This window comes from Sphingomonas sp. M1-B02 (genome assembly GCF_026167525.1).
In the GTDB taxonomy this organism is placed as follows: Bacteria; Pseudomonadota; Alphaproteobacteria; order Sphingomonadales; family Sphingomonadaceae; genus Sphingomonas.
Genome location: NZ_CP110679.1, coordinates 2,197,941 through 2,216,057, shown reverse-complemented (window position 1 = coordinate 2,216,057; position 18,117 = coordinate 2,197,941). Strand labels below are relative to the sequence as shown.

General features: G+C 66.5%; 18 protein-coding genes. 13 read left to right on the top strand and 5 right to left on the bottom strand.

Annotated elements, in window-relative coordinates; genetic code table 11:
• Window positions 1-2: 2 nt before the first annotated feature.
• Window positions 3-701 carry a ribonuclease III gene (rnc, locus tag OKW87_RS10680; protein ID WP_443025102.1) on the bottom strand — a complete coding sequence of 233 codons (699 nt, stop codon included), beginning with the start codon at window positions 699-701 and terminating at the stop codon, window positions 3-5.
• Window positions 698-1,561: a signal peptidase I gene (gene lepB, locus OKW87_RS10675; protein WP_265539337.1), complete on the bottom strand. Its 864-nt coding sequence runs from the start codon at window positions 1,559-1,561 to the stop codon at window positions 698-700. Before lepB ends, rnc begins: the two co-directional genes overlap by 4 nt.
• Window positions 1,562-1,676: 115 nt before the next feature.
• On the opposite strand from lepB, the gene pgi reads away from it, so the two are divergent.
• Both pgi and gorA read left to right on the top strand, forming a co-directional pair.
• Entirely contained in the window at window positions 1,677-3,170 is a 1,494-nt protein-coding gene (pgi, locus tag OKW87_RS10670) for a glucose-6-phosphate isomerase (RefSeq protein WP_265539335.1), read from the top strand.
• 39 nt (window positions 3,171-3,209) lie between these two features.
• Entirely contained in the window at window positions 3,210-4,553 is a 1,344-nt protein-coding gene (gorA, locus tag OKW87_RS10665; protein WP_265539334.1) for a glutathione-disulfide reductase, read from the top strand.
• Between the two features lie 9 nt (window positions 4,554-4,562).
• Here gorA and OKW87_RS10660 read toward each other — a convergent pair whose 3' ends face one another.
• Window positions 4,563-5,831 (bottom strand): dicarboxylate/amino acid:cation symporter, encoded by a 1,269-nt coding sequence (locus tag OKW87_RS10660; RefSeq protein ID WP_265539333.1) that lies wholly within the window; start codon window positions 5,829-5,831, stop codon window positions 4,563-4,565.
• 71 nt (window positions 5,832-5,902) lie between these two features.
• On the opposite strand from OKW87_RS10660, the gene glmM reads away from it, so the two are divergent.
• The 4 genes from glmM to OKW87_RS10640 are packed head-to-tail and all read left to right on the top strand — an operon-like array spanning window position 5,903 to window position 9,289.
• A complete protein-coding gene (glmM, locus tag OKW87_RS10655) occupies window positions 5,903-7,243 on the top strand; it encodes a phosphoglucosamine mutase (protein ID WP_265539331.1) in 1,341 nt (446 codons plus the stop codon).
• 9 nt (window positions 7,244-7,252) lie between these two features.
• Window positions 7,253-7,477: a DUF1272 domain-containing protein gene (locus OKW87_RS10650; protein WP_265539330.1), complete on the top strand. Its 225-nt coding sequence runs from the start codon at window positions 7,253-7,255 to the stop codon at window positions 7,475-7,477.
• Window positions 7,474-8,664, top strand: coding sequence for a bifunctional hydroxymethylpyrimidine kinase/phosphomethylpyrimidine kinase (gene thiD / locus OKW87_RS10645; protein ID WP_265539328.1), 1,191 nt, complete (start codon window positions 7,474-7,476; stop codon window positions 8,662-8,664). The genes OKW87_RS10650 and thiD overlap by 4 nt, the downstream gene beginning before the upstream one ends.
• Window positions 8,657-9,289, top strand: coding sequence for a ribonuclease HII (locus OKW87_RS10640; RefSeq protein ID WP_265539327.1), 633 nt, complete (start codon window positions 8,657-8,659; stop codon window positions 9,287-9,289). Before thiD ends, OKW87_RS10640 begins: the two co-directional genes overlap by 8 nt.
• Before the next feature lie 668 nt (window positions 9,290-9,957).
• Here OKW87_RS10640 and OKW87_RS10635 read toward each other — a convergent pair.
• Window positions 9,958-10,731: an OmpA family protein gene (locus OKW87_RS10635; protein ID WP_265539326.1), complete on the bottom strand. Its 774-nt coding sequence runs from the start codon at window positions 10,729-10,731 to the stop codon at window positions 9,958-9,960.
• Window positions 10,732-11,082: 351 nt separating this feature from the next.
• Between OKW87_RS10635 and OKW87_RS10630 the strand changes: the two genes are divergently transcribed.
• From OKW87_RS10630 to OKW87_RS10620, 3 genes are all read left to right on the top strand, one after another.
• Window positions 11,083-12,213 (top strand): site-specific DNA-methyltransferase, encoded by a 1,131-nt coding sequence (locus OKW87_RS10630; RefSeq protein ID WP_265539324.1) that lies wholly within the window; start codon window positions 11,083-11,085, stop codon window positions 12,211-12,213.
• 148 nt (window positions 12,214-12,361) lie between these two features.
• On the top strand, window positions 12,362-13,447 hold the full coding sequence (folP, locus tag OKW87_RS10625; protein WP_265539322.1) for a dihydropteroate synthase: 1,086 nt from the start codon (window positions 12,362-12,364) through the stop codon (window positions 13,445-13,447).
• A gap of 115 nt (window positions 13,448-13,562) precedes the next feature.
• The gene (locus OKW87_RS10620) at window positions 13,563-14,528 is read left to right on the top strand and encodes a manganese catalase family protein (protein ID WP_265539320.1); all 966 of its coding nucleotides are present in this window, start codon (window positions 13,563-13,565) and stop codon (window positions 14,526-14,528) included.
• Window positions 14,529-14,568: 40 nt separating this feature from the next.
• On the opposite strand, the gene OKW87_RS10615 is transcribed toward OKW87_RS10620, so the two are convergent.
• On the bottom strand, window positions 14,569-15,996 hold the full coding sequence (locus OKW87_RS10615; protein ID WP_265539318.1) for a sigma-54-dependent transcriptional regulator: 1,428 nt from the start codon (window positions 15,994-15,996) through the stop codon (window positions 14,569-14,571).
• Between the two features lie 161 nt (window positions 15,997-16,157).
• Here OKW87_RS10615 and OKW87_RS10610 point away from each other — a divergent pair, with 161 nt between their 5' ends.
• The 4 genes from OKW87_RS10610 (at window position 16,158) to OKW87_RS10595 (ending at window position 18,109) form a co-directional block, all read left to right on the top strand.
• Entirely contained in the window at window positions 16,158-16,295 is a 138-nt protein-coding gene (locus tag OKW87_RS10610; protein WP_265539316.1) for an aa3-type cytochrome c oxidase subunit IV, read from the top strand.
• Window position 16,296: 1 nt separating this feature from the next.
• Window positions 16,297-17,421 carry an NAD(P) transhydrogenase subunit alpha gene (locus tag OKW87_RS10605; protein WP_265539314.1) on the top strand — a complete coding sequence of 375 codons (1,125 nt, stop codon included), beginning with the start codon at window positions 16,297-16,299 and terminating at the stop codon, window positions 17,419-17,421.
• A gap of 77 nt (window positions 17,422-17,498) precedes the next feature.
• The gene (locus tag OKW87_RS10600; protein WP_265539312.1) at window positions 17,499-17,891 is read left to right on the top strand and encodes an endonuclease domain-containing protein; all 393 of its coding nucleotides are present in this window, start codon (window positions 17,499-17,501) and stop codon (window positions 17,889-17,891) included.
• Window positions 17,888-18,109, top strand: coding sequence for a type II toxin-antitoxin system HicB family antitoxin (locus OKW87_RS10595; protein WP_265539311.1), 222 nt, complete (start codon window positions 17,888-17,890; stop codon window positions 18,107-18,109). The genes OKW87_RS10600 and OKW87_RS10595 overlap by 4 nt, the downstream gene beginning before the upstream one ends.
• Window positions 18,110-18,117: the final 8 nt, after the last annotated feature.

Sequence of the window (18,117 nt, the reverse complement as noted above, 5' to 3'; positions counted from 1 at the left end):
CCCTATTTCGCCAGCTTCGCCAGCTTCGCCAGCTTCGCCAGCTTCGCCAGCAGCGCTGCCGCGGCCGCGGTTTCCGCTTCCTGCTTGCTCGTGCCCTCTGCGCTGGCCTCCGCGAGCTTGCCGATGCTGACCTTCACCTTGAAGCGCGGCGCGTGGTTGGGGCCGGAGCGGTCGAGGATCGCATATTCGGGGGGGCGGCGGTTGTGGGCGGCGGCCCATTCCTGCAGCTCGGACTTGGGATGCTTGGGCGCCTGGCTGTGGACGTCGATCAGAGGCTCCCACGCCGAGCGGACGAAAGTGCGCGCGGCCTCCAGGCCATATTCGAGATAATAAGCGCCGATCAACGCCTCCATCACGTCGCCGAGAACATTGTCGCTGTCAGCGGCGCCGTCCTCGCGCGCTTGCTTGCCCAGGCGCAGGTGCGGGACCACGCCCAGCCGGCGGGCGACGTCCGCGCAGACCGGACCGGTCACCAGTGCGTTCAGGCGGCGCGAAAGCGCGCCTTCGGGCTCGCCGGGGAAATGCTGGAACAGCCATTCGGCGATGACGAGGCCAAGCACGCGGTCGCCGAGAAATTCGAGCCGCTCGTAATTGGCTGCGGCCTGGCTGCCATGCGTCAGCGCGCGCTCATAAGCGGAGAGATTGGCAGGCGTCCGGCCGAAGGTCTTGGCGATCCACTCTCCCAGCGACGGGGCGGTCAGAAGCCTTCTCCAAGCCGTTCCCAGCGCGCCGCGGTGAACCAAGTCCAAGGGAGCAGCCAGTTGGCGCTGCCGTCGGTCGACCAGAAGCTGACCACCGCCTTGCCCTGGATATTCTCCAGCGGCACGAACTCGATCCCGCCCTCGTCATGGCTGAATCGGCTGTCGGTCGAATTGTCGCGATTGTCGCCCATCAGAAAGACGTGGCCGGCGGGGACGGTATATACGCCGGTATTGTCCTTGGGCAGCATGCGCTGATCGAGCACGTCATAGGTCTTGCCGTTGGGCAGCGTCTCGCGGAAGCGGGGGATGCTGCAGACCGGTTTGCCCTGCGCGTCGGCAGAGAGGAACTGCGGATCGCAGCGTTCGAAATTGGGGGTGATCGGCAGGATGAACTGGGCGACGCGCTGCTTGGGGACGGGCTTGCCGTTGAGGACAAGCTGGCCGGCGACCATCTGGACGGTGTCGCCGGGGAGGCCGATCACGCGCTTGATCCAATCGGTATTGTCGGCCGGAGGCGCCTTGAACACGACGACGTCGCCGCGCTCGGGTGTGCCGGGGAAGATGCGCCCCGGGATCAGCGGCAGGCTGAACGGCAGCGAGTGTTTCGAATAGCCATAGTTCCATTTGGTGATGAACAGATAGTCGCCGATCAGCAGCCGCGGCAGCATCGACTCGCTGGGAATCGAGAAAGGCGAGAAGATGAAGCTGCGCACGATGAAGACGATGATCGCCAGCTTGAGCAGGAAGGTGCCCAGATCGCGCCATTCGGACTTGGGCTTTTCCGTCGCGGTCCCCACCGAATAGGGCTTGGGGGCGTCGGTTGCCGGCTTTTCGGCTTCGGCGGGGGGCGCATTTTCCATGAAGCTGCTCTGCTTGGGCTGTGCGGTGGCGTCAAGACGATGAATCCGGGTGGCAGCCGCCACCGCGGGACGATAGGGGCTGACCAGCGTTTACGCTGCCCAACAGGAGATGAACATGGCATTGCCCGACTGGTCGCCGATCCACGCACTTGCGCCCCAGACGCTGAAAAGCCTGTTCGAGGCGGATGCGGGGCGTGTCGACGCGCTTTCGGCCGACGTGGCGGGCATCCATTTCGACTGGTCGAAGACCCATTTGACTGCGGACGCCGTCGCGGCCTTCTCCAGCATTGCCGAGGCGATGGGGCTGGCGGCGAAGCGCGATGCGCTGTTCGGCGGGCAGGCAATCAACGTCACTGAGAGCCGCCCGGCCGAGCATAGCGCCGAGCGCGGCGAAGGGGCGCCCGAGAGCGTGGCACGGGCGCGCGGCTTCCAGGCGCGGATGCGCGCGCTGATCGACGCGATCGAGGCCGAGGCGCTGGGGCCGATCCGGCACGTGCTGCATATCGGCATCGGCGGATCGGCGCTGGGCCCGGACCTGCTGGTCGACGCGCTGGGGCGCTATGCCGACCGCTATGAAGTGGCAGTGGTTTCGAACGTCGACGGGCTGGCGCTGGAAGCGGCGATGGATCGCTTCGATCCGGCGGCAACTCTGCTGGTGATCGCCTCCAAGACCTTCACCACGACCGAGACGATCCTGAATGCCGAGAGCGCGCTGGCCTGGATGTCGGAGGCGGGGGTTGGCGATCCTTATGGCCAGGTGATCGCGCTGACTGCGGCGCCCGACAAGGCGGTGGAGTGGGGCGTGGACGAAACGCGGGTTCTCCCCTTCGCCGAAAGCGTGGGCGGGCGTTACTCGCTCTGGTCGTCGATCGGCTTCCCGGCAGCGCTCGCACTGGGCTGGGATGCGTTCGAGGAATTGCTGGAGGGCGCCGCCGAGATGGACCGGCACTTTCGCCTGATGGAGGCGAGCCAGAATGCGCCGGTGCTGGCGGCATTTGCGGATCTTTATTACACCCAGGCGCGGGGATGCGAGACGCGTGCGACCTTCGCCTATGACGAGCGGCTGCGGCTGCTCCCCTCCTATCTGCAGCAGCTCGAGATGGAATCGAACGGCAAAAGCGTGACCAGCGACGGCGAGCCGGTGACCTGGCCGACCGCGCCGATCACCTGGGGCGGGGTCGGCACCGACGCGCAGCATGCGGTGTTCCAGCTGCTGCACCAGGGGACGCATCTGGTGCCGGTCGAATTCGTCGGGGTGATCGAGGCGGGCGACAGCCTCGCCGAGGCGCATCATCGCCAGTTGCTGCTCAACCTGCTCGCACAGGGCGCAGCGCTGATGGCGGGCAAGGGGCAGGACGATCCCGCGCGCGCCTATCCGGGCGATCGGCCGAGCTCGACGCTGCTGCTCGATCGGCTGGATGCGCGGACGCTGGGGGCGCTGTTGGCCTTCTACGAGCAGCGGACGTTCGTGAATGCGGTGCTGCTGGGGATCAATCCGTTCGACCAGTTCGGCGTGGAGCTGGGCAAGGAAATGGCGCGCGCGGCGGAATCGGGCGGGCTGGAATTCGACCCCTCGACTACCGATTTGATCCGCAGGGCTTTCCCATAGTCATCCCGGCAAAGGCCCCGGTACGAACAAGGAATCAGAATGAGCGATTACGACTACGACCTCTTCGTCATCGGCGCGGGCTCGGGCGGGGTGCGCGCCTCGCGCGTCTCTGCCGCCTATGGCGCGAAGGTGGCGGTGGCGGAGGAGTATCGGGTCGGCGGGACCTGCGTGATCCGCGGTTGCGTGCCCAAGAAGCTGCTCGTCTACGGCGCGCATTTCGCCGAGGATCTGAAGGACGCACGCCGCTTCGGCTGGAACGTGCCCGACTGCAGCTTCGACTGGGCGGTGCTGCGCGACAATGTGATGGGCGACGTCGATCGGCTCAACGGGCTCTACACGCAGGGCCTGGAAAATGCCGGCGCCGAGATCATCCTCGAGCGCGCCACCGTGACCGGGCCGCATGAAGTGACGCTGGCGAGCGGGCGTACGGTTACGGCGAAGTATATTTTGGTCGCGACGGGCGCGCATCCGCATGTGCCCGACTTTCCGGGCAGCGATTTGGGCATCACCTCGAACGAGGTCTTCCATCTCGACAAATTGCCCAAGCGGATCGTGATCGCCGGGGGCGGCTATATCGCCAACGAGTTCGCCGGAATCTTCAACGAGTTTGGATCGCGGGTGACTCTCGTCAACCGCAGCGACGTCATCCTGCGCGGCTATGACCAGTCGATCCGCGACCGGCTGCTGCAGATCTCGCTCACCAAGGGGATTGATTTCCGCTTCCACGCCGAATTCGAAAAGATCGAGAAGCTGGACGACGGAGTGCGCGTGCATCTGTCGGGGCAGGATCCGATGGATGTCGATGTGGTGCTGTTCGCCACCGGCCGGGTTCCCAACACGATGGGGCTGGGGCTCGAAGCGGTCGGCGTCGAGCTGGACGCGCAGGGCGCGGTGAAGGTGGGCGACGACAATCGCTCGACCGTGGACAGCATCTATGCGGTCGGCGACGTGACCAATCGCGTCCAGCTGACCCCGGTGGCGATCCGCGAGGGGCAGGCATTCGCCGACACGATCTTCGGCGATAAGCCGCACACGGTCGATTATAGCTGCATCCCGAGCGCGGTGTTCAGCCATCCGCCGATGGCGGGGGTCGGGATGACCGAGGGCGAGGCGCGCAACAAGCTCGGCTCGGTGAAGGTCTATACGTCCGATTTCCGGGCAATGAAGAATGTGCTCGCGGGGCGCCACGAGCGGGCCCTGTACAAGATGATCTGCGACGGGATCACCGGGCGCGTGGTGGGACTGCACATGATCGGGCCGGACGCGCCGGAGATCCTGCAGGCGGCGGCGGTGGCGGTGAAGGCAGGTCTGACCAAGGATGCCTTCGACCAGACCGTGGCGCTGCACCCGAGCATGGCTGAGGAACTGGTGCTGCTCAAATAAAGCTGTACCTTAGCTGTCGTGCCGCACGATCGCGTCGGCCTCGTCGAGCGGGACCTTGTCGGCGCGGCGCGATAGCCAGGTGGTGGCGGCGAGATCCCAGGTGACGTTGCCGACGGTGCGCATGATGTCGGGCAGCGTCTCGACCGCGACGAGCAGCCCGAGCGGCGCCACCGGCGCGCCGATCGTTGCCGCCACGGGCGCGATCGCGCTGACATAGCTGACCGTGCCGGGCAGGCTGACCGAGCCTAGCGAGGTGAGCGCGGCGACGACGGCGCCGACCGCGAGCGTGGCGGGGCTGAGCGGCACGTCGAACCAGGTCGCGACATAGATCGCCACCGCGAAGTTCATCGCCGGGCCCGTCGCGCGGAAGATCGCGACCGCGAGCGGGAGCGTCACGCCCGAGACCGCGACGGGCACGTCGAGATCGCTCGCGCCCTCGATCATCACCGGCAGGGTGGCGAGCGAGGATTGGGTGCTGAGCGCCACTGCCTGGCTGGGGAGCGCCGCTTGCACATAGCGCGCGAAGCGCACCCGGCCCCCGAACACCGCCACTGGATAAGCGAACAGTGCGACGACGAAGCCGACCCCGGCGACGATCAATATATAATGGAGCAGCGCGCCGAACGCGCCGGTCCCCGCCTTGGCGCCGACGACCAGCGCCAGCGCGAAGACCCCGATGGGGGCGATCCACAGCACCCAGTCGATTACCACCAGCATCGCGTCGCGGATCGCGGCGAAGAAACCGACGAGCAGCTTGCGTTGCTCCTCGCCGATCCGGGTGATCGCGAAGGCGAAGAGCAGCGAGAAGATGATGAGCGAGAGGAAGGCATTGTCGACCGCCGCCTTGACGATGTTGGCGGGAATGATCGCCGCGAAGAATTCGCCGAGCGGCGGCACCGGGCCGATCTGTTCGGCGCCGACCAATGCCGCGCGCAGGTTCGCCGCCGATTCCTGCGGCAAAGGCCAGATTTCGAGGAGCAAGGGGGTCAGCACCCCCGCCAAGGCTGCCGAGAGGAACAGCACGGTGACATAGAGCGCGATCGCGCGCCCGGCGAGCCGTCCCGCCCGCGCCGCCTCTGCGGTGGCAGTCACGCCGGTGATCAGCAAGGCGAAGACCAGCGGCACGATCGTCATCTGCAGCCCGTTCAGCCATGCTTGGCCCACCGGCTGCGCCCAATTGGCGACCGAGAGCCCGGTCTCCGGTGCATAGGCGGCGAATAGCGCGCCGACGATCAGGCCCGCGACGAGCGAGAGCAGAATGCGGGTAGGTTGCGACATGCTCGCCCTTTGTTGTTCGCGGCGCTATTACCGCGCGATCCGTTGGGCGCAACGTCGCAAGAAGGCTAGGAATGGCAAGGAAATATTTCGGAACCGACGGGATTCGTGGCCTCACGAACATCGCGCCGATGACTGCGGCGATGGCGATGAAGGTCGGCATGGCGGCGGGTGCGCATTTCCTGCGCGGCGACCACAAGCATCGCGTGGTGATCGGTAAGGATACGCGGCTTTCGGGCTATATGCTCGAGAACGCGATGGTGGCGGGCTTCACCAGCGTGGGCATGGATGTCGTCCTGGTCGGGCCGATGCCGACCCCGGCAGTGGCGATGCTGACCCAGTCGATGCGCGCCGACATGGGGGTGATGATCTCCGCCAGCCACAATCCCTTCTACGACAATGGCATCAAGCTGTTCGGCCCCGACGGCTACAAGCTTTCGGACGAGGACGAGCATGCGATCGAGGCGCTGATCGACGGCGACGTCGCGCTGGCGCCCGCCGCCGAGATCGGCCGGGCACGGCGCGTGGAGGATGCGCGCGGGCGCTATATCCACTTCGCCAAATCGACCTTTCCCGTCGACCTGACGCTCGACGGGCTCAAGATCGTCGTCGATTGCGCCAATGGCGCGGCCTATCAGGTCGCCCCCTCGGCGCTGTGGGAATTGGGTGCCGACGTCATCGCGATCGGCGTCGAGCCCAACGGCAAGAATATCAATGCCGGGGTCGGATCGACCGCGCCGGAGACGCTGTGCGAGACGGTGGTCGCATCGGGCGCGGCGATCGGGATCGCGCTGGACGGCGATGCCGACCGGTTGATCGTGGTCGACGAGACCGGGCGGGTGATCGATGGCGACCAGTTGATGGCGCTGATCGCCGGCGGCTGGGCGCGGCAAGGGCGGCTGGCGGGCGGGGGGCTGGTAACGACGGTGATGTCGAACCTCGGGCTCGAGCGGCATCTCGCGGCGCAGGGGCTTGGGATGGTGCGGACCAATGTCGGCGACCGTTACGTGCTCGAGAAGATGCGCGGCTCGGGTTACAATGTCGGCGGCGAGCAGAGCGGGCATATCATCCTTTCCGATTATGCGACGACCGGCGACGGGCTGGTCGCGGCGCTGCAGGTGCTGGCCGAACTGGTGCGCGCGGGCGCACCGGCGAGCGAAGTGCTGCATCGCTTCGATCCGCTGCCGCAGATCCTCAAGAATGTGCGGTTCAAGGGCGGGAGGCCGCTCGAAGACAATGCGGTGAAGGATGCGATTGCGGGCGCCGAGGCGGAGCTGGACGGCAAGGGGCGGCTGGTGATCCGCGCATCGGGCACCGAGCCGGTGATCCGGGTGATGGCCGAAGGCGATGACCGCGGGCAGGTGGAAGCGGTGGTGGACCGGGTTTGCGACGCGGTGCGGGTGGCGGCGGGTTAGGAGACGCAAATGCTTGAAATGCGCCCCGATTGCGAACGCTGCGGGACCGATCTTCCGGCCGATCATCCCGGCGCGTTCATCTGTTCGTTCGAATGCAGCTTCTGCGCGCTTTGCGCCGAGGCGCTCGACGAGCGCTGCCCCAATTGCGGGGGCGAATTGATGGATCGGCCGACGCGGACCGGCGCTTCGCTCAAGCGCTATCCGGCGAGCAACGAGCGAAAGTTCGAAGGATGACGCCGCGCATCCTGATCATCGCGGGCTCGGATTCGGGCGGCGGCGCGGGCATCCAGGCCGATATCAAGACCGTTACGATGCTCGGCGGGCATGCGATGACCGCGATCACCGCGATCACCGCGCAGAACACGCTCGGCGTCGACGCGGTGCATCCCATCCCGACCGACATGGTGATCGCGCAGATCGATGCCGTGGTGCGCGATCTGGGCGTCGACGCGATCAAGATCGGGATGATCGGATCGGCGCGGACGGCGCTGGCGGTGGCGGCCAAGCTCGAGGAATTGCCCGGGGTGCCGGTGGTGTTCGATCCGGTGATGGTGGCGACCAGCGGCGCGACGCTGGCCGACGATGCGACGATCGCGGCGTTCGAGCGGCTGATGCGACACGCGACGGTGGCGACGCCCAACCTGCCCGAGCTGGCGGCGCTGGCGGGGCGGCCGGTGGAGGGGGATGCCGAACAGCGGCAGGCGGCGAAGGCGCTGGTCGCCGAACATGGCTGCGCCTTGCTGGTGAAGGGCGGGCACGCTTCCGGGCCGCAGCTTTGCGACCGGCTGTTCTCGGTCGATCCCGGCGATCCGCCCGAGATCGAATGGAGCGATCCGCGCATCGACAGCGAGTCGACCCACGGCACCGGCTGCACGCTTTCGTCGGCGATCGCCTGCGGGCTGGCGGCGGAATGGGACTTGCCCGAGGCGGTGGCGCGGGCGCGGCGCTTCGTGCGGATCGCGATGCGCGAGGCGCCCGATCTGGGGCGCGGGCATGGGCCGATGGGGCAGCAGGCGGTGCGGCTCGATCTCAACATGAGCTTCTTCGAGCCGATGCTGAACCAGGTGACGGTGCCGGCGCAGGACCTGGCGGCGAGCGAGCGCTTCTATCGGCTGCTCGGGCTGCGCCAGATCGTCCGCGCCAGCCCTCGCTATGCCCGTTTCGAGACCGAGGGCGGGGCGACCTTCTCGATCGCGACCGACGAGGCCTATACCGGGCCGGTCGTCTATTTCGAATGCGGCGATCTCGACGTGACGGTCGCCTATCTGCAGCAGCAGGGCGTCGCGTTCGAGCAGGAGCCGCGCGACCGCGACTGGGGCTGGCGCGAGGCGCGGCTGCGCGATCCCGCGGGCAATGCGGTCTGCCTCTATCAGGCTGGCGAGATGCGGCGCTTTCCGCCATGGCGGCTGGCAGATGCCTGACCTCAAATTCGAGCGGCGCTACAAGCGCCTCCACAAGGGGCCCGTGGCGGGCGTGGACGAGGCCGGGCGCGGGCCGCTGGCGGGGCCGGTGGTGGCCGCCGCGGTGGTGCTCGATCCTAAATGCATTCCCGAGGGCATCGACGATTCGAAGGTGCTGACCGCGGCGAAACGCGCCGAATTGTGCGCGGCGTTGCTCGATTGCGCGAAGGTGGGCGTCGGCGTTGCCAGCGTCGAGGAGATCGATTCGCTCAACATCTTGTGGGCGACGATGCTGGCGATGCACCGCGCGGTGGACGCGCTGGGCATCGTGCCGGCGATGGTGCTGGTCGACGGCAATCGCTGCCCCAAATGGCCGCATACCAGCCAGTGGGTAATTGGCGGCGACGCGCTGTGCCTTTCGATCGCCGCGGCCTCGATCGTCGCCAAGCACCAGCGCGATTGCATGATGCTCGAACTCGACGAAGCTTTCCCCGGCTATGGCTGGGCGAGCAACAAGGGCTATTCGGCCAAGGTCCACCAGGAAGCGCTGCGCACGCTGGGGCCGACGCCGCACCACCGCCGCAGCTTCTGGCGAGTCGCGCAGGCCGAGCTCGATTTCGGGCCGGCGGCGCAGGCGGCGGAATAGGCTTTCACCGCTTTAGCTTCCCACTTTTCGCGTGTTTTGACTAACTTCGTTGCGCGCGGCCGCAATTTTGTTGCTGCGGAGCCAGCGGGTATTCTGACGATGGCAAAGAGCGACCGGTTGCCCGGCGCGACAGGCAAGCAGGCGAAATCCTATTTTGCAAGGGTGTTGCCCACCCTGGTGTCTTCGAGCGGCGATCCGTTCCGTGAAAGGCGTACGCTATGACCAATGACGACCACCGGGAGACATAACCTCGCGCACCGTATCGTTTCGCGTTAACAGTGGTTGGGGAGAAAAAATCAATGACGCGATGGCGGCGATTTCTTGCTTGGATCAATCGAGACATCGGTGAGCGAGGCTGGCCGAGCGTAAACTCACTCTCCGCAATCTTGCCGGTCGTACCATATGTTTTGATCCTGCCGCCCCTTTGGTATTTTGATCCGCCAGCAACCATCCGCTACTGGATTGTCGGCATTGCTTCAGTTGCGGTTGCCCTTCTGTTCGGCGTTTGGGGATGGCGTTTATTTGTCGCTGGGCGACGCCAAGTTCGTGAAATGCGGCGATCAAAGCGCTGAGCTCTACGACCGCTTCCCACCAAGTGCGGCCATACACGGACCGGCTCTTCACGACTGATCGCAATCGGACCCGGCAGTGCCGGGTCCGAGCTTTGATCAATCCTCCCGGTCGAAGCGATCGGCGCGTTGGCCGAGCAGGGTCACTTCGACGCGGCGGTTGAGGCGCATGCCTTCGGCAGTGGCGTTGCTGGCGACCGGCGCGCTTTCGCCGCGGCCTTCGACCTGGAAGCGGGCGCGGGTGACGCCCATCGTGTCGAAGGCGGTGCGGACGCTTTCGGCGCGGCGTTCGGAGAGGCTCTGATTGTGCGCATCGGTGCCGCGCGCATCGGTGTGGCCGACGATCGCGACGCGGACGCCGGGATTGGCGCGCAGATAGAGGCCAAGCGGGCGGAGCTTTTCGATCGCGCCGGGGCGCAGGACGGCGCTGTCGGTGGCGAACAGGACATCCTCCTGCATCGTCATCGTCGCGCCTTGCGGGGTCTGGCGGAAGCGATAGTCGCGCATCGCGCGGCGATCCCAGTCGCCGCCGCGCATGTCGGGCGCGGGGCGGAGCGAATCGCGCGAATCCCAGTCGAAGCGGTCGCGGCGCGGGCCGGCGATTTCGAAGAAGGCGCGATTGGCGCGCTCGGCTTCGCGCGGGCTGACGCGGCCGTCGCGATTGGCGTCGAAATTGCGCATCACGAAGGCGCGGCCGCGATTGGTGCGGCGCAATTCGGGGGCGAGTAGGGGCACGCCCGCGCCGACGAGACGATAGTCGCGATCGCCCTGGCGGCCGCCGCCATAATCCCAGTCGCTCTGCGCGAGTGCGGGGACGGTGCCGCAGAGGAGAGCGGCGGAGGCGGCGGCGAGCAACTTGATTCTATGCGTCATGATTCGGTCTCCAGCCCCCGCCAGTGGAGCGGTTTTAGCGGTGGGCGGTTGAACCGGCTGTGAGTGCGACCGACAGGCGGGGTTCAGCCGCAATGCTCTTCGCCCTCACCCTTCCGCCGCCTGGCGGCGGCTCCCTCCCTCTCCCGATGGGAGAGGGAATTTGGGGCTGAGTCTTTTTGGCCACACCACCAGTGCTTGCGCCTGTGGATAACTTCAGGACTCAACATCTGGGCGGGTGCCGAAATGTTCCGGCGCGTTAACGATTTGCTACCCTTTTGCGTTAACCAATGTTCGCTTGACGCGGGACTCCGCACGCGCCGAAAACCGGCGCCGGGCAAGGGGAATAGCTGCATGGGCGTGTTGGAGAAGGTTAAGCCGCGGACGACGCGCGAGGCGCGATCGTGGGTCGATGTGCTGCCGCTCGATACGATCCTGCGCCAGGATTGCATCGAGGCGATGCGCGCCTTGCCGGCCAAATCGATCGACATGATCTTCGCCGATCCGCCCTATAATCTCCAGCTCGGCGGCGACCTCAACCGGCCCGACGGCAGCCATGTCGATGCGGTAACCGACGAGTGGGACAAGTTCGACAGCCTCTCCGCCTATGACCGCTTCACGCGCGCCTGGCTGGCCGAGGCGCGGCGCATCCTGAAGGACGACGGCACGATCTGGGTGATCGGCAGCTATCATAATATCTTCAAGGTGGGATCGGCGATCCAGGATCTGGACTTCTGGATCCTCAACGACATCATCTGGCGCAAGGCCAATCCGATGCCCAATTTCAAGGGCACGCGCTTCACCAACGCGCACGAGACGCTGATTTGGGCGTCGACCGGCGAGAAGTCGCGCTACACCTTCAACTATCGCAGCATGAAGACGCTCAACGACGAGCTGCAGATGCGATCGGACTGGGAGTTCCCGATCTGCGGGGGCCCCGAGCGGCTGAAGAAGGACGGGCACAAGGTGCATCCGACCCAGAAGCCCGAGGCCTTGCTGTATCGCATCCTGCTCGCCTCGACCAAGAAGGGCGACGTGGTGCTCGATCCCTTCTTCGGGACGGGGACGACCGGTGCGGTGGCGAAGCGGCTGGGGCGGCGCTGGATCGGAATCGAGCGCGAGCAGGTCTATGTCGACGCGGCCTATGCCCGGATCGAGGCGGCGCTGCCGCTCGACGAATCGGCGCTGACGACGATGCAGGCGCCCAAGGCGGCGCCGCGGGTGGCGTTCGGGCAGCTGGTCGAGAATGGCTATCTGGCGCCGGGGACCGCGCTGACCGATGCGAAGCGCAAGCATCGTGCGCTGGTGGGGGCCGACGGGTCGCTGAAGTGCGGCGATGCGACGGGGTCGATCCACAAGGTGGGGGCGATTCTGCAGAATGCGCCGAGCTGCAATGGCTGGACCTATTGGCATGTCGAGGCCGAGGGGGTGCTCAAGCCGATCGATGTGCTGCGGCAGACCTATTTGCTGGCGACGCAGCCTTAAATATCCTCCCCGGCACGGGGAGGGGGACCAGCGAAGCTGGTGGAGGGGGCTCTCCACGGGCGGCGTCCTTTGCGGCGCGCCCCCTCCACCACCGCCTTCGGCGGCGGTCCCCCTCCCCGTGCCGGGGAGGATAAGGTAGGGCACACTTATGCAACTTCCCTCGGCCGCCCGCCTCTACCTCCGCCCCACCCAATTCGTCGAAACTCCGGTGGGGCGCGATGGCGAAGTCGCGCGGCTTGCCGGGGGGCTGAGCTGGTTTGCCGCTTATGAGCTGATCGTGGTGACGGACGGCAGGACCGCGCGGCATTCGGTGGCGGTTTCGGATTTGCCGCAGGACGAGCGCCTCCACGCGCTGGCCGAGCGGATCAGCGCGCCGCGTGCGGCCCTGCACCTGGGCGAGCGGGTGTTGCGGCTCGACCAGCCGCTGGTGATGGGCATCCTCAACGTGACACCCGACAGTTTTTCCGACGGGGGCAGCCGGGGCGACGATCCCGCGGCGGCAGCGCAGGCGGGGGTCGATATGGGGATCGCCGGCGCCGCGATCGTCGATGTCGGCGGCGAATCGACTCGGCCGGGGGCCGATCCGGTTTGGGAAGGCGACGAGATCGCGCGGACCGTGCCGGTGATCGAGCGGCTGGCGCACAGCGGGGCGGCGGTCTCGATCGACACGCGCAAGGCAGGGGTGATGGAGGCGGCGCTGGCGGCGGGGGCGCAGGTCGTCAACGATGTCGCGGCCTTGCTGTTCGACCCGCGCGCGCTGGAGGTGGTGGCGAAGGCGGGCTGCCCGGTGGTGCTGATGCATTCGCCCGAGCCCGCCAAGGGACCGCATGGCGGCAGCGGCTATGGCGACGTGCTGCTGGACGTCTATGATTGGCTGGCGGCGCGAGTCGATGCGGTCGCGGCGGCGGGGGTGGATCGGAGCCGGATATTGATCGATCCCGGCATCGGCTTCGGCAAGTCGCTGCAGGACAATCTGGCGCTGCTCAATGGCCTCGCGCTGTTCCACGGGATCGGCTGCGGGCTCGTGCTGGGGGCGAGCCGCAAACGGATGATCGGCGCGCTTTCGAACGAGGCGCCGGCGGATAAGCGGCTCGGCGGGTCGCTTGCCCTCGCGCTCAAGGGAGCGGAGCACGGCGCGCAATTGCTGCGGGTGCACGACGTCTATGAGACTGCGCAGGCGCTGCGCGTGTGGCGCGGGATGAAGGATATGGCGCTGGTGCCACGGCGCGACTAAATCAGATCATTGATCCATGTAAATAATTGAGCTTATTGGGGAAAATAGCAGCCTGCACGCAACGGAACGGCGGGCTTGCCGGTTAATGAGGCGACTCAACGAGGAGCGTCTTCCCATGTTCATGCACAATAAGCGGCTGCAATATACTGTCCGCGTCGCCGAGCCCAATCCGCGGCTTGCCTGCCTCATGCTCGAGCAATTTGGTGGTGCTGACGGCGAACTTGCCGCCGCCATGCGCTATTTTACCCAAGGACTTGGCGAAGCCGATGCGGGCCGCAAGGACCTGTTGCTCGACATCGCCACCGAGGAGCTGAGCCATCTCGAAGTGATCGGATCGATCATCGCGATGCTCAACCAGGGCGTGAAGGTGCAGCTTTCGGAAGCGTCGAAGAATGAGGCCGAATTGTACCAGATGATCGGTGCGAGCGGCACGAGCGCGAAGGAATCTTTGCTGTTCGGCGGCGGGCCTGCGCTGATAGATTCGGCGGGGGTTCCCTGGACCGCGGCCTATGTCGACTCGCGCGGGGAGCCGACCGCCGACCTGCGTTCGAACATTGCCGCCGAGGCGCGCGCGAAGATCGTCTATGAGCGGCTGATCAACGTCACCGACGATCCCGGCATCAAGGAAGCGCTCGGCTTCCTGATGACGCGCGAAGTGGCGCACCAGAAGTCGTTCGAGAAGGCGCTGTATGCGATCGAGAACAACTTCCCCTCGGGCAAGCTGCCGGCGGTCGAGAAATATGCCAGCATGTACGTCAACACGTCGCAGGGCGAAGGCGACATGGACGGTCCGTGGAATTCGGGCGACCAGTGGGATCGGGTCGACGATCTCGAGCAGGTGATGCCCGCGGACGGCGGCGACGGCACTGCAAGCGTCGGTATGGGTAGCGACGACAAGAAGGCGTTCACCCAGCTCGCTGCGCGGACGATGTCCGATCCCACCTCCGATCCGACGACGGGCGCCGACATGGGCGCAGGTCCCGGTGCGGGTCGCACGAGCGAAGGCGATCTGGGCGGCGCGGCCGACATCGCGGATGCCGTTGCGATGGCGGAAGCGATGACCAAGCCTGCCAAGAAGTAAGTATACCTGCCGGCGCTCTCGGGCGCCGGCAGCCTTTCGGTCAGGCGGCGCTCTGATCTATTCCTAGCTCGCCGAGCTTGCGGTACAGCGTCGAGCGGCCGATCCCGAGGCGGCGCGCGACTTCGGTCATGCGACCGCGATAATGGCCGATCGCGAGGCGGATGACGTCGGCCTCGATCTCTTCAAGCGCGCGCAGATTGCCGTCGGGGCGGAACAGGGTGACGCCGGCATTGCCGGCATTCTGGTTCGCGACGCCGTTGCTCGACGGGCGGCCGGCGGCGAGCTGGGCGATCTTGGGAAAATCGGCGTGGGTGAGCCCGTCGCTGTCGCAAAGCACGGCGGCGCGGAACAGGGCGTTCTGGAGCTGGCGGACGTTTCCGGGCCAATCGTAGCTGCGCAGCAAGGCGATGGCGTCGTCGGTAATGCCGAGCTGGCGCAGGCCGGGCTGATCGGCGATGCGGCCGAGCAAGTGGCGGGCGAGCGCGGGAATGTCGCCGGCGCGTTCGCGTAGCGGCGGGATCGTTACCTGGACGACGTTGAGCCGATAATAGAGATCCTCGCGGAAGCGGCCTTCCTCGACTTCGACGGCGAGCGTCTTGTTGGTCGCGGCGATTACTCGGACATCGACCTCGCGGGCATGGCGCGCGCCGACCGGCTGGATCTCGCCCGACTGAAGCAAGTGAAGCAGCTTGATCTGCGCCTCGAGCGGCATCTCGCCGACTTCGTCGAGGAACAGGGTGCCGCCATCGGCATCGGCGAACCGACCGATCTTGCGTTCGAACGCGCCGGTGAAGGCGCCCTTTTCATGCCCGAACAGTTCGGATTCGACGAGATTGGCGGGGATGGCGCCGCAATTGACCGTGATCATCGGCTTCTTGTTGCGCGGGGATGCGGCGTGGATCGCCTCGGCAACGACTTCCTTGCCGACCCCGCTTTCGCCCTCGATGAGGACGGGAACGCGGGCGCGTGCCGCTTTCGCGGCGATGGCGAGCGCGGCGCGGAACTGGGGCGCCGAGCCGACGATCTCGTCGAAGGCGAGCAATGCAGTGAGCTTTTCGGTGAGCGGGCGCAGCTCGCCCGAGGTTTCGCCGCCGACCACGACTTCGAGCGCGGCGAGCAGCCGTTCGGAGGCGATCGGCTTGACGAGGAAATCGGTGGCGCCCGCGCGCATCGCGCTTACTGCGGCGGAGACCGAGCCATTGGCGGTGAGGACGAGGATCGGCAATTGCGGACGGCGGGTGCGAAGCTCGCCGATCAGCGCCGATGCTTCGGCGTCCGAGGACGCATGATCGAGGATCACCGCGTCGAGTGCCATCCCGTCCGGCGTGCCGAGCGTGGCGATCGCCATTTCGAAATCGCTCGCGAAGACGGTCCGCCAGCCGCGGCGCGATGCGATCGCCGCGACGAGGCGGCGCTGGGCCGGCTCGTCGTCGATCAGCATCATAAGGCGCTGCCCGTTGCGCGTCATTGCACTTTGTCCCCGGTGTCCCGTTTCAGGTCGCTTGTCTTAGCGATGAGGGGTAAAGGCGGGCTTAAGCCTATTCGACGCCCTGCACGGGACGCCGGGCTTGAGAGGATGCAACAGCGCGGTTAAGGTCTGCCGACACCGTGACGAGGGAAATGAGACGCATGGCCGATCTGGGCGAGGATAATGCCAACCTGCAGGCGCATGAGCAGACCTGGGCGGGCTTCACCGCGATGATGAAATGGGGAACCGTGGCGACGGCGCTGGTCGCGGCCTTCGTCGTCTTCCTGCTCGCCAGCTAGGGTGAAGATCGCGGTGCTCAAGGAGACCGCCGCCGGCGAGCGGCGTGTCTCCGCGACGGCCGAGACGGTCAAGAAGTTCATCGCGCTGGGCGCCGACGTGGCGGTGGAAGCGGGCGCCGGTGACGCGGCGTCCTTTGCCGATCTGGGCTATGCCGATGCCGGCGCGGCGATCGGCTCGCGCGCCGAGATATTGGCGGGCGCCGATATCGTTCTGGGGGTGCAGGGCCCCGACCCCGATGCGCTGCCGGGGCTGAAGCCGGGAGCCTGGATCGTTGCCGGGCTGAATCCTTTCGGCGATCGCGCGCGCGTGGATCGCTATGCGGCGCTCGGCGCCGAGGCGCTGGCGATGGAATGGATGCCGCGAATCACCCGCGCGCAATCGATGGATATCCTATCGTCGCAGTCGAACCTTGCCGGCTACAAGGCCGTGCTCGACGCCGCCGCCGAATATGACCGTGCCTTTCCGATGATGATGACCGCGGCGGGGACGATTTCGGCGGCCAAGGTCTTCGTGATGGGGGTCGGCGTGGCCGGGCTCCAGGCGATCGCGACGGCGCGGCGGTTGGGCGCCCAGGTTTCCGCTACCGACGTGCGCGCGGCGACCAAGGAGCAGATCCAGTCGCTGGGCGCCAAGCCGATCTTCGTCGAGAATGTCGCAGGCATCGAGGGCGAGGGCAGCGGCGGCTATGCCACCGAAATGTCCGACGAATATAAGGCGGCGCAGGCCGAACTGGTGTCGAGCCATATCGCCAAGCAGGACATCGTCATCACCACTGCCTTGATCCCGGGGCGGCCGGCGCCGCGGCTGATCAGCGATGCGCAGATCGCCAGTATGAAGCCTGGCAGCGTGATCGTCGATCTGGCGGTGGAGGCCGGGGGCAATGTCGAGGGATCGGTGGCGGGCGACGTGGTGACGGTGCACGGCGTGCGGATCGTCGGGCATCGCAACGTACCGTCGCGGCTGGCGGCGGATGCGTCTGCGCTGTTTGCGCGGAACCTGTTCAACTTTCTGAGCGCCTTTTGGGACAAGGAAGCGGGCAGACCGGTGCTCGATGAGGAGATTGGCAGCGCGATCCGGGTGACGCAGGGTGGCAAGGTGGTGCATGAGAGGCTGCTCGGCGCGTGAGCGGGGCGGCCCCTTATCCTCCCCGGAACGGGGAGGGGGACCATGCGAAGCATGGTGGAGGGGGCTCGCCACGAGCGGTGAAGCCGGAGGTGACAAAGGCCCGCAAGCTACGTCGCGAAATGACCTATCCCGAAGTGCTGCTATGGCAGCGCCTTCGGCGCAAGACGGCTGGCGCGCGGTTCCGCAAGCAGCATCCGATCGGGCCCTACATCGTCGATTTCTATTGCGCGGCTGCCCGTCTGGCGATCGAAGTCGATGGTGAGATCCATGCCCAACCCGATGCGATCTCACACGACGAGACCCGTGAGCGCTTCCTGGTTGAGAACGGGCATAAGGTCGTTCACGTCAACGGTGCGGATGTTTTGAAAGACGCGGATGGTGTTGCCGCTTCAATCGGTGCGCTTGTGGCGCGCCCCCTCCACCAGCCTTCGGCTGGTCCCCCTCCCCGTTCCGGGGAGGATCAAGTTTGATCACGACACCGCAGGATTTCGAGCTGGATATCGTTCCGCTTTCCGAAGCGGACGGCGGGGGCTTTGCGGCGATCGCGCCGGAGTTGCCGGGGTGCCGATCCGACGGCGAAACCCCCGAGGAAGCGCTTCGCAACGGCTATGACGCGATTGCCTGCTGGATCGAGGCGGCGCAGGAACTCGGGCGCACCGTGCCTGCGCCGCAGCGCCGGGCGGCATAAGGAGCAAC

Bases quoted from the DNA above. Each gene is read 5' to 3' on its own strand.
- pgi (WP_265539335.1), top strand. From the start codon at position 1,677: ATGGCATTGCCCGACTGGTCGCCGATCCACGCACTTGCGCCCCAGACG.
- lepB (WP_265539337.1), bottom strand. From the start codon at position 1,561: ATGGAAAATGCGCCCCCCGCCGAAGCCGAAAAGCCGGCAACCGACGCC.
- OKW87_RS10630 (WP_265539324.1), top strand. From the start codon at position 11,083: ATGGGCGTGTTGGAGAAGGTTAAGCCGCGGACGACGCGCGAGGCGCGA.
- glmM (WP_265539331.1), top strand. From the start codon at position 5,903: ATGGCAAGGAAATATTTCGGAACCGACGGGATTCGTGGCCTCACGAAC.
- OKW87_RS10640 (WP_265539327.1), top strand. From the start codon at position 8,657: ATGCCTGACCTCAAATTCGAGCGGCGCTACAAGCGCCTCCACAAGGGG.
- thiD (WP_265539328.1), top strand. From the start codon at position 7,474: ATGACGCCGCGCATCCTGATCATCGCGGGCTCGGATTCGGGCGGCGGC.
- OKW87_RS10620 (WP_265539320.1), top strand. From the start codon at position 13,563: ATGTTCATGCACAATAAGCGGCTGCAATATACTGTCCGCGTCGCCGAG.
- OKW87_RS10650 (WP_265539330.1), top strand. From the start codon at position 7,253: ATGCTTGAAATGCGCCCCGATTGCGAACGCTGCGGGACCGATCTTCCG.
- folP (WP_265539322.1), top strand. From the start codon at position 12,362: ATGCAACTTCCCTCGGCCGCCCGCCTCTACCTCCGCCCCACCCAATTC.
- OKW87_RS10660 (WP_265539333.1), bottom strand. From the start codon at position 5,831: ATGTCGCAACCTACCCGCATTCTGCTCTCGCTCGTCGCGGGCCTGATC.
- OKW87_RS10635 (WP_265539326.1), bottom strand. From the start codon at position 10,731: ATGACGCATAGAATCAAGTTGCTCGCCGCCGCCTCCGCCGCTCTCCTC.
- OKW87_RS10610 (WP_265539316.1), top strand. From the start codon at position 16,158: ATGGCCGATCTGGGCGAGGATAATGCCAACCTGCAGGCGCATGAGCAG.
- gorA (WP_265539334.1), top strand. From the start codon at position 3,210: ATGAGCGATTACGACTACGACCTCTTCGTCATCGGCGCGGGCTCGGGC.
- OKW87_RS10615 (WP_265539318.1), bottom strand. From the start codon at position 15,996: ATGACGCGCAACGGGCAGCGCCTTATGATGCTGATCGACGACGAGCCG.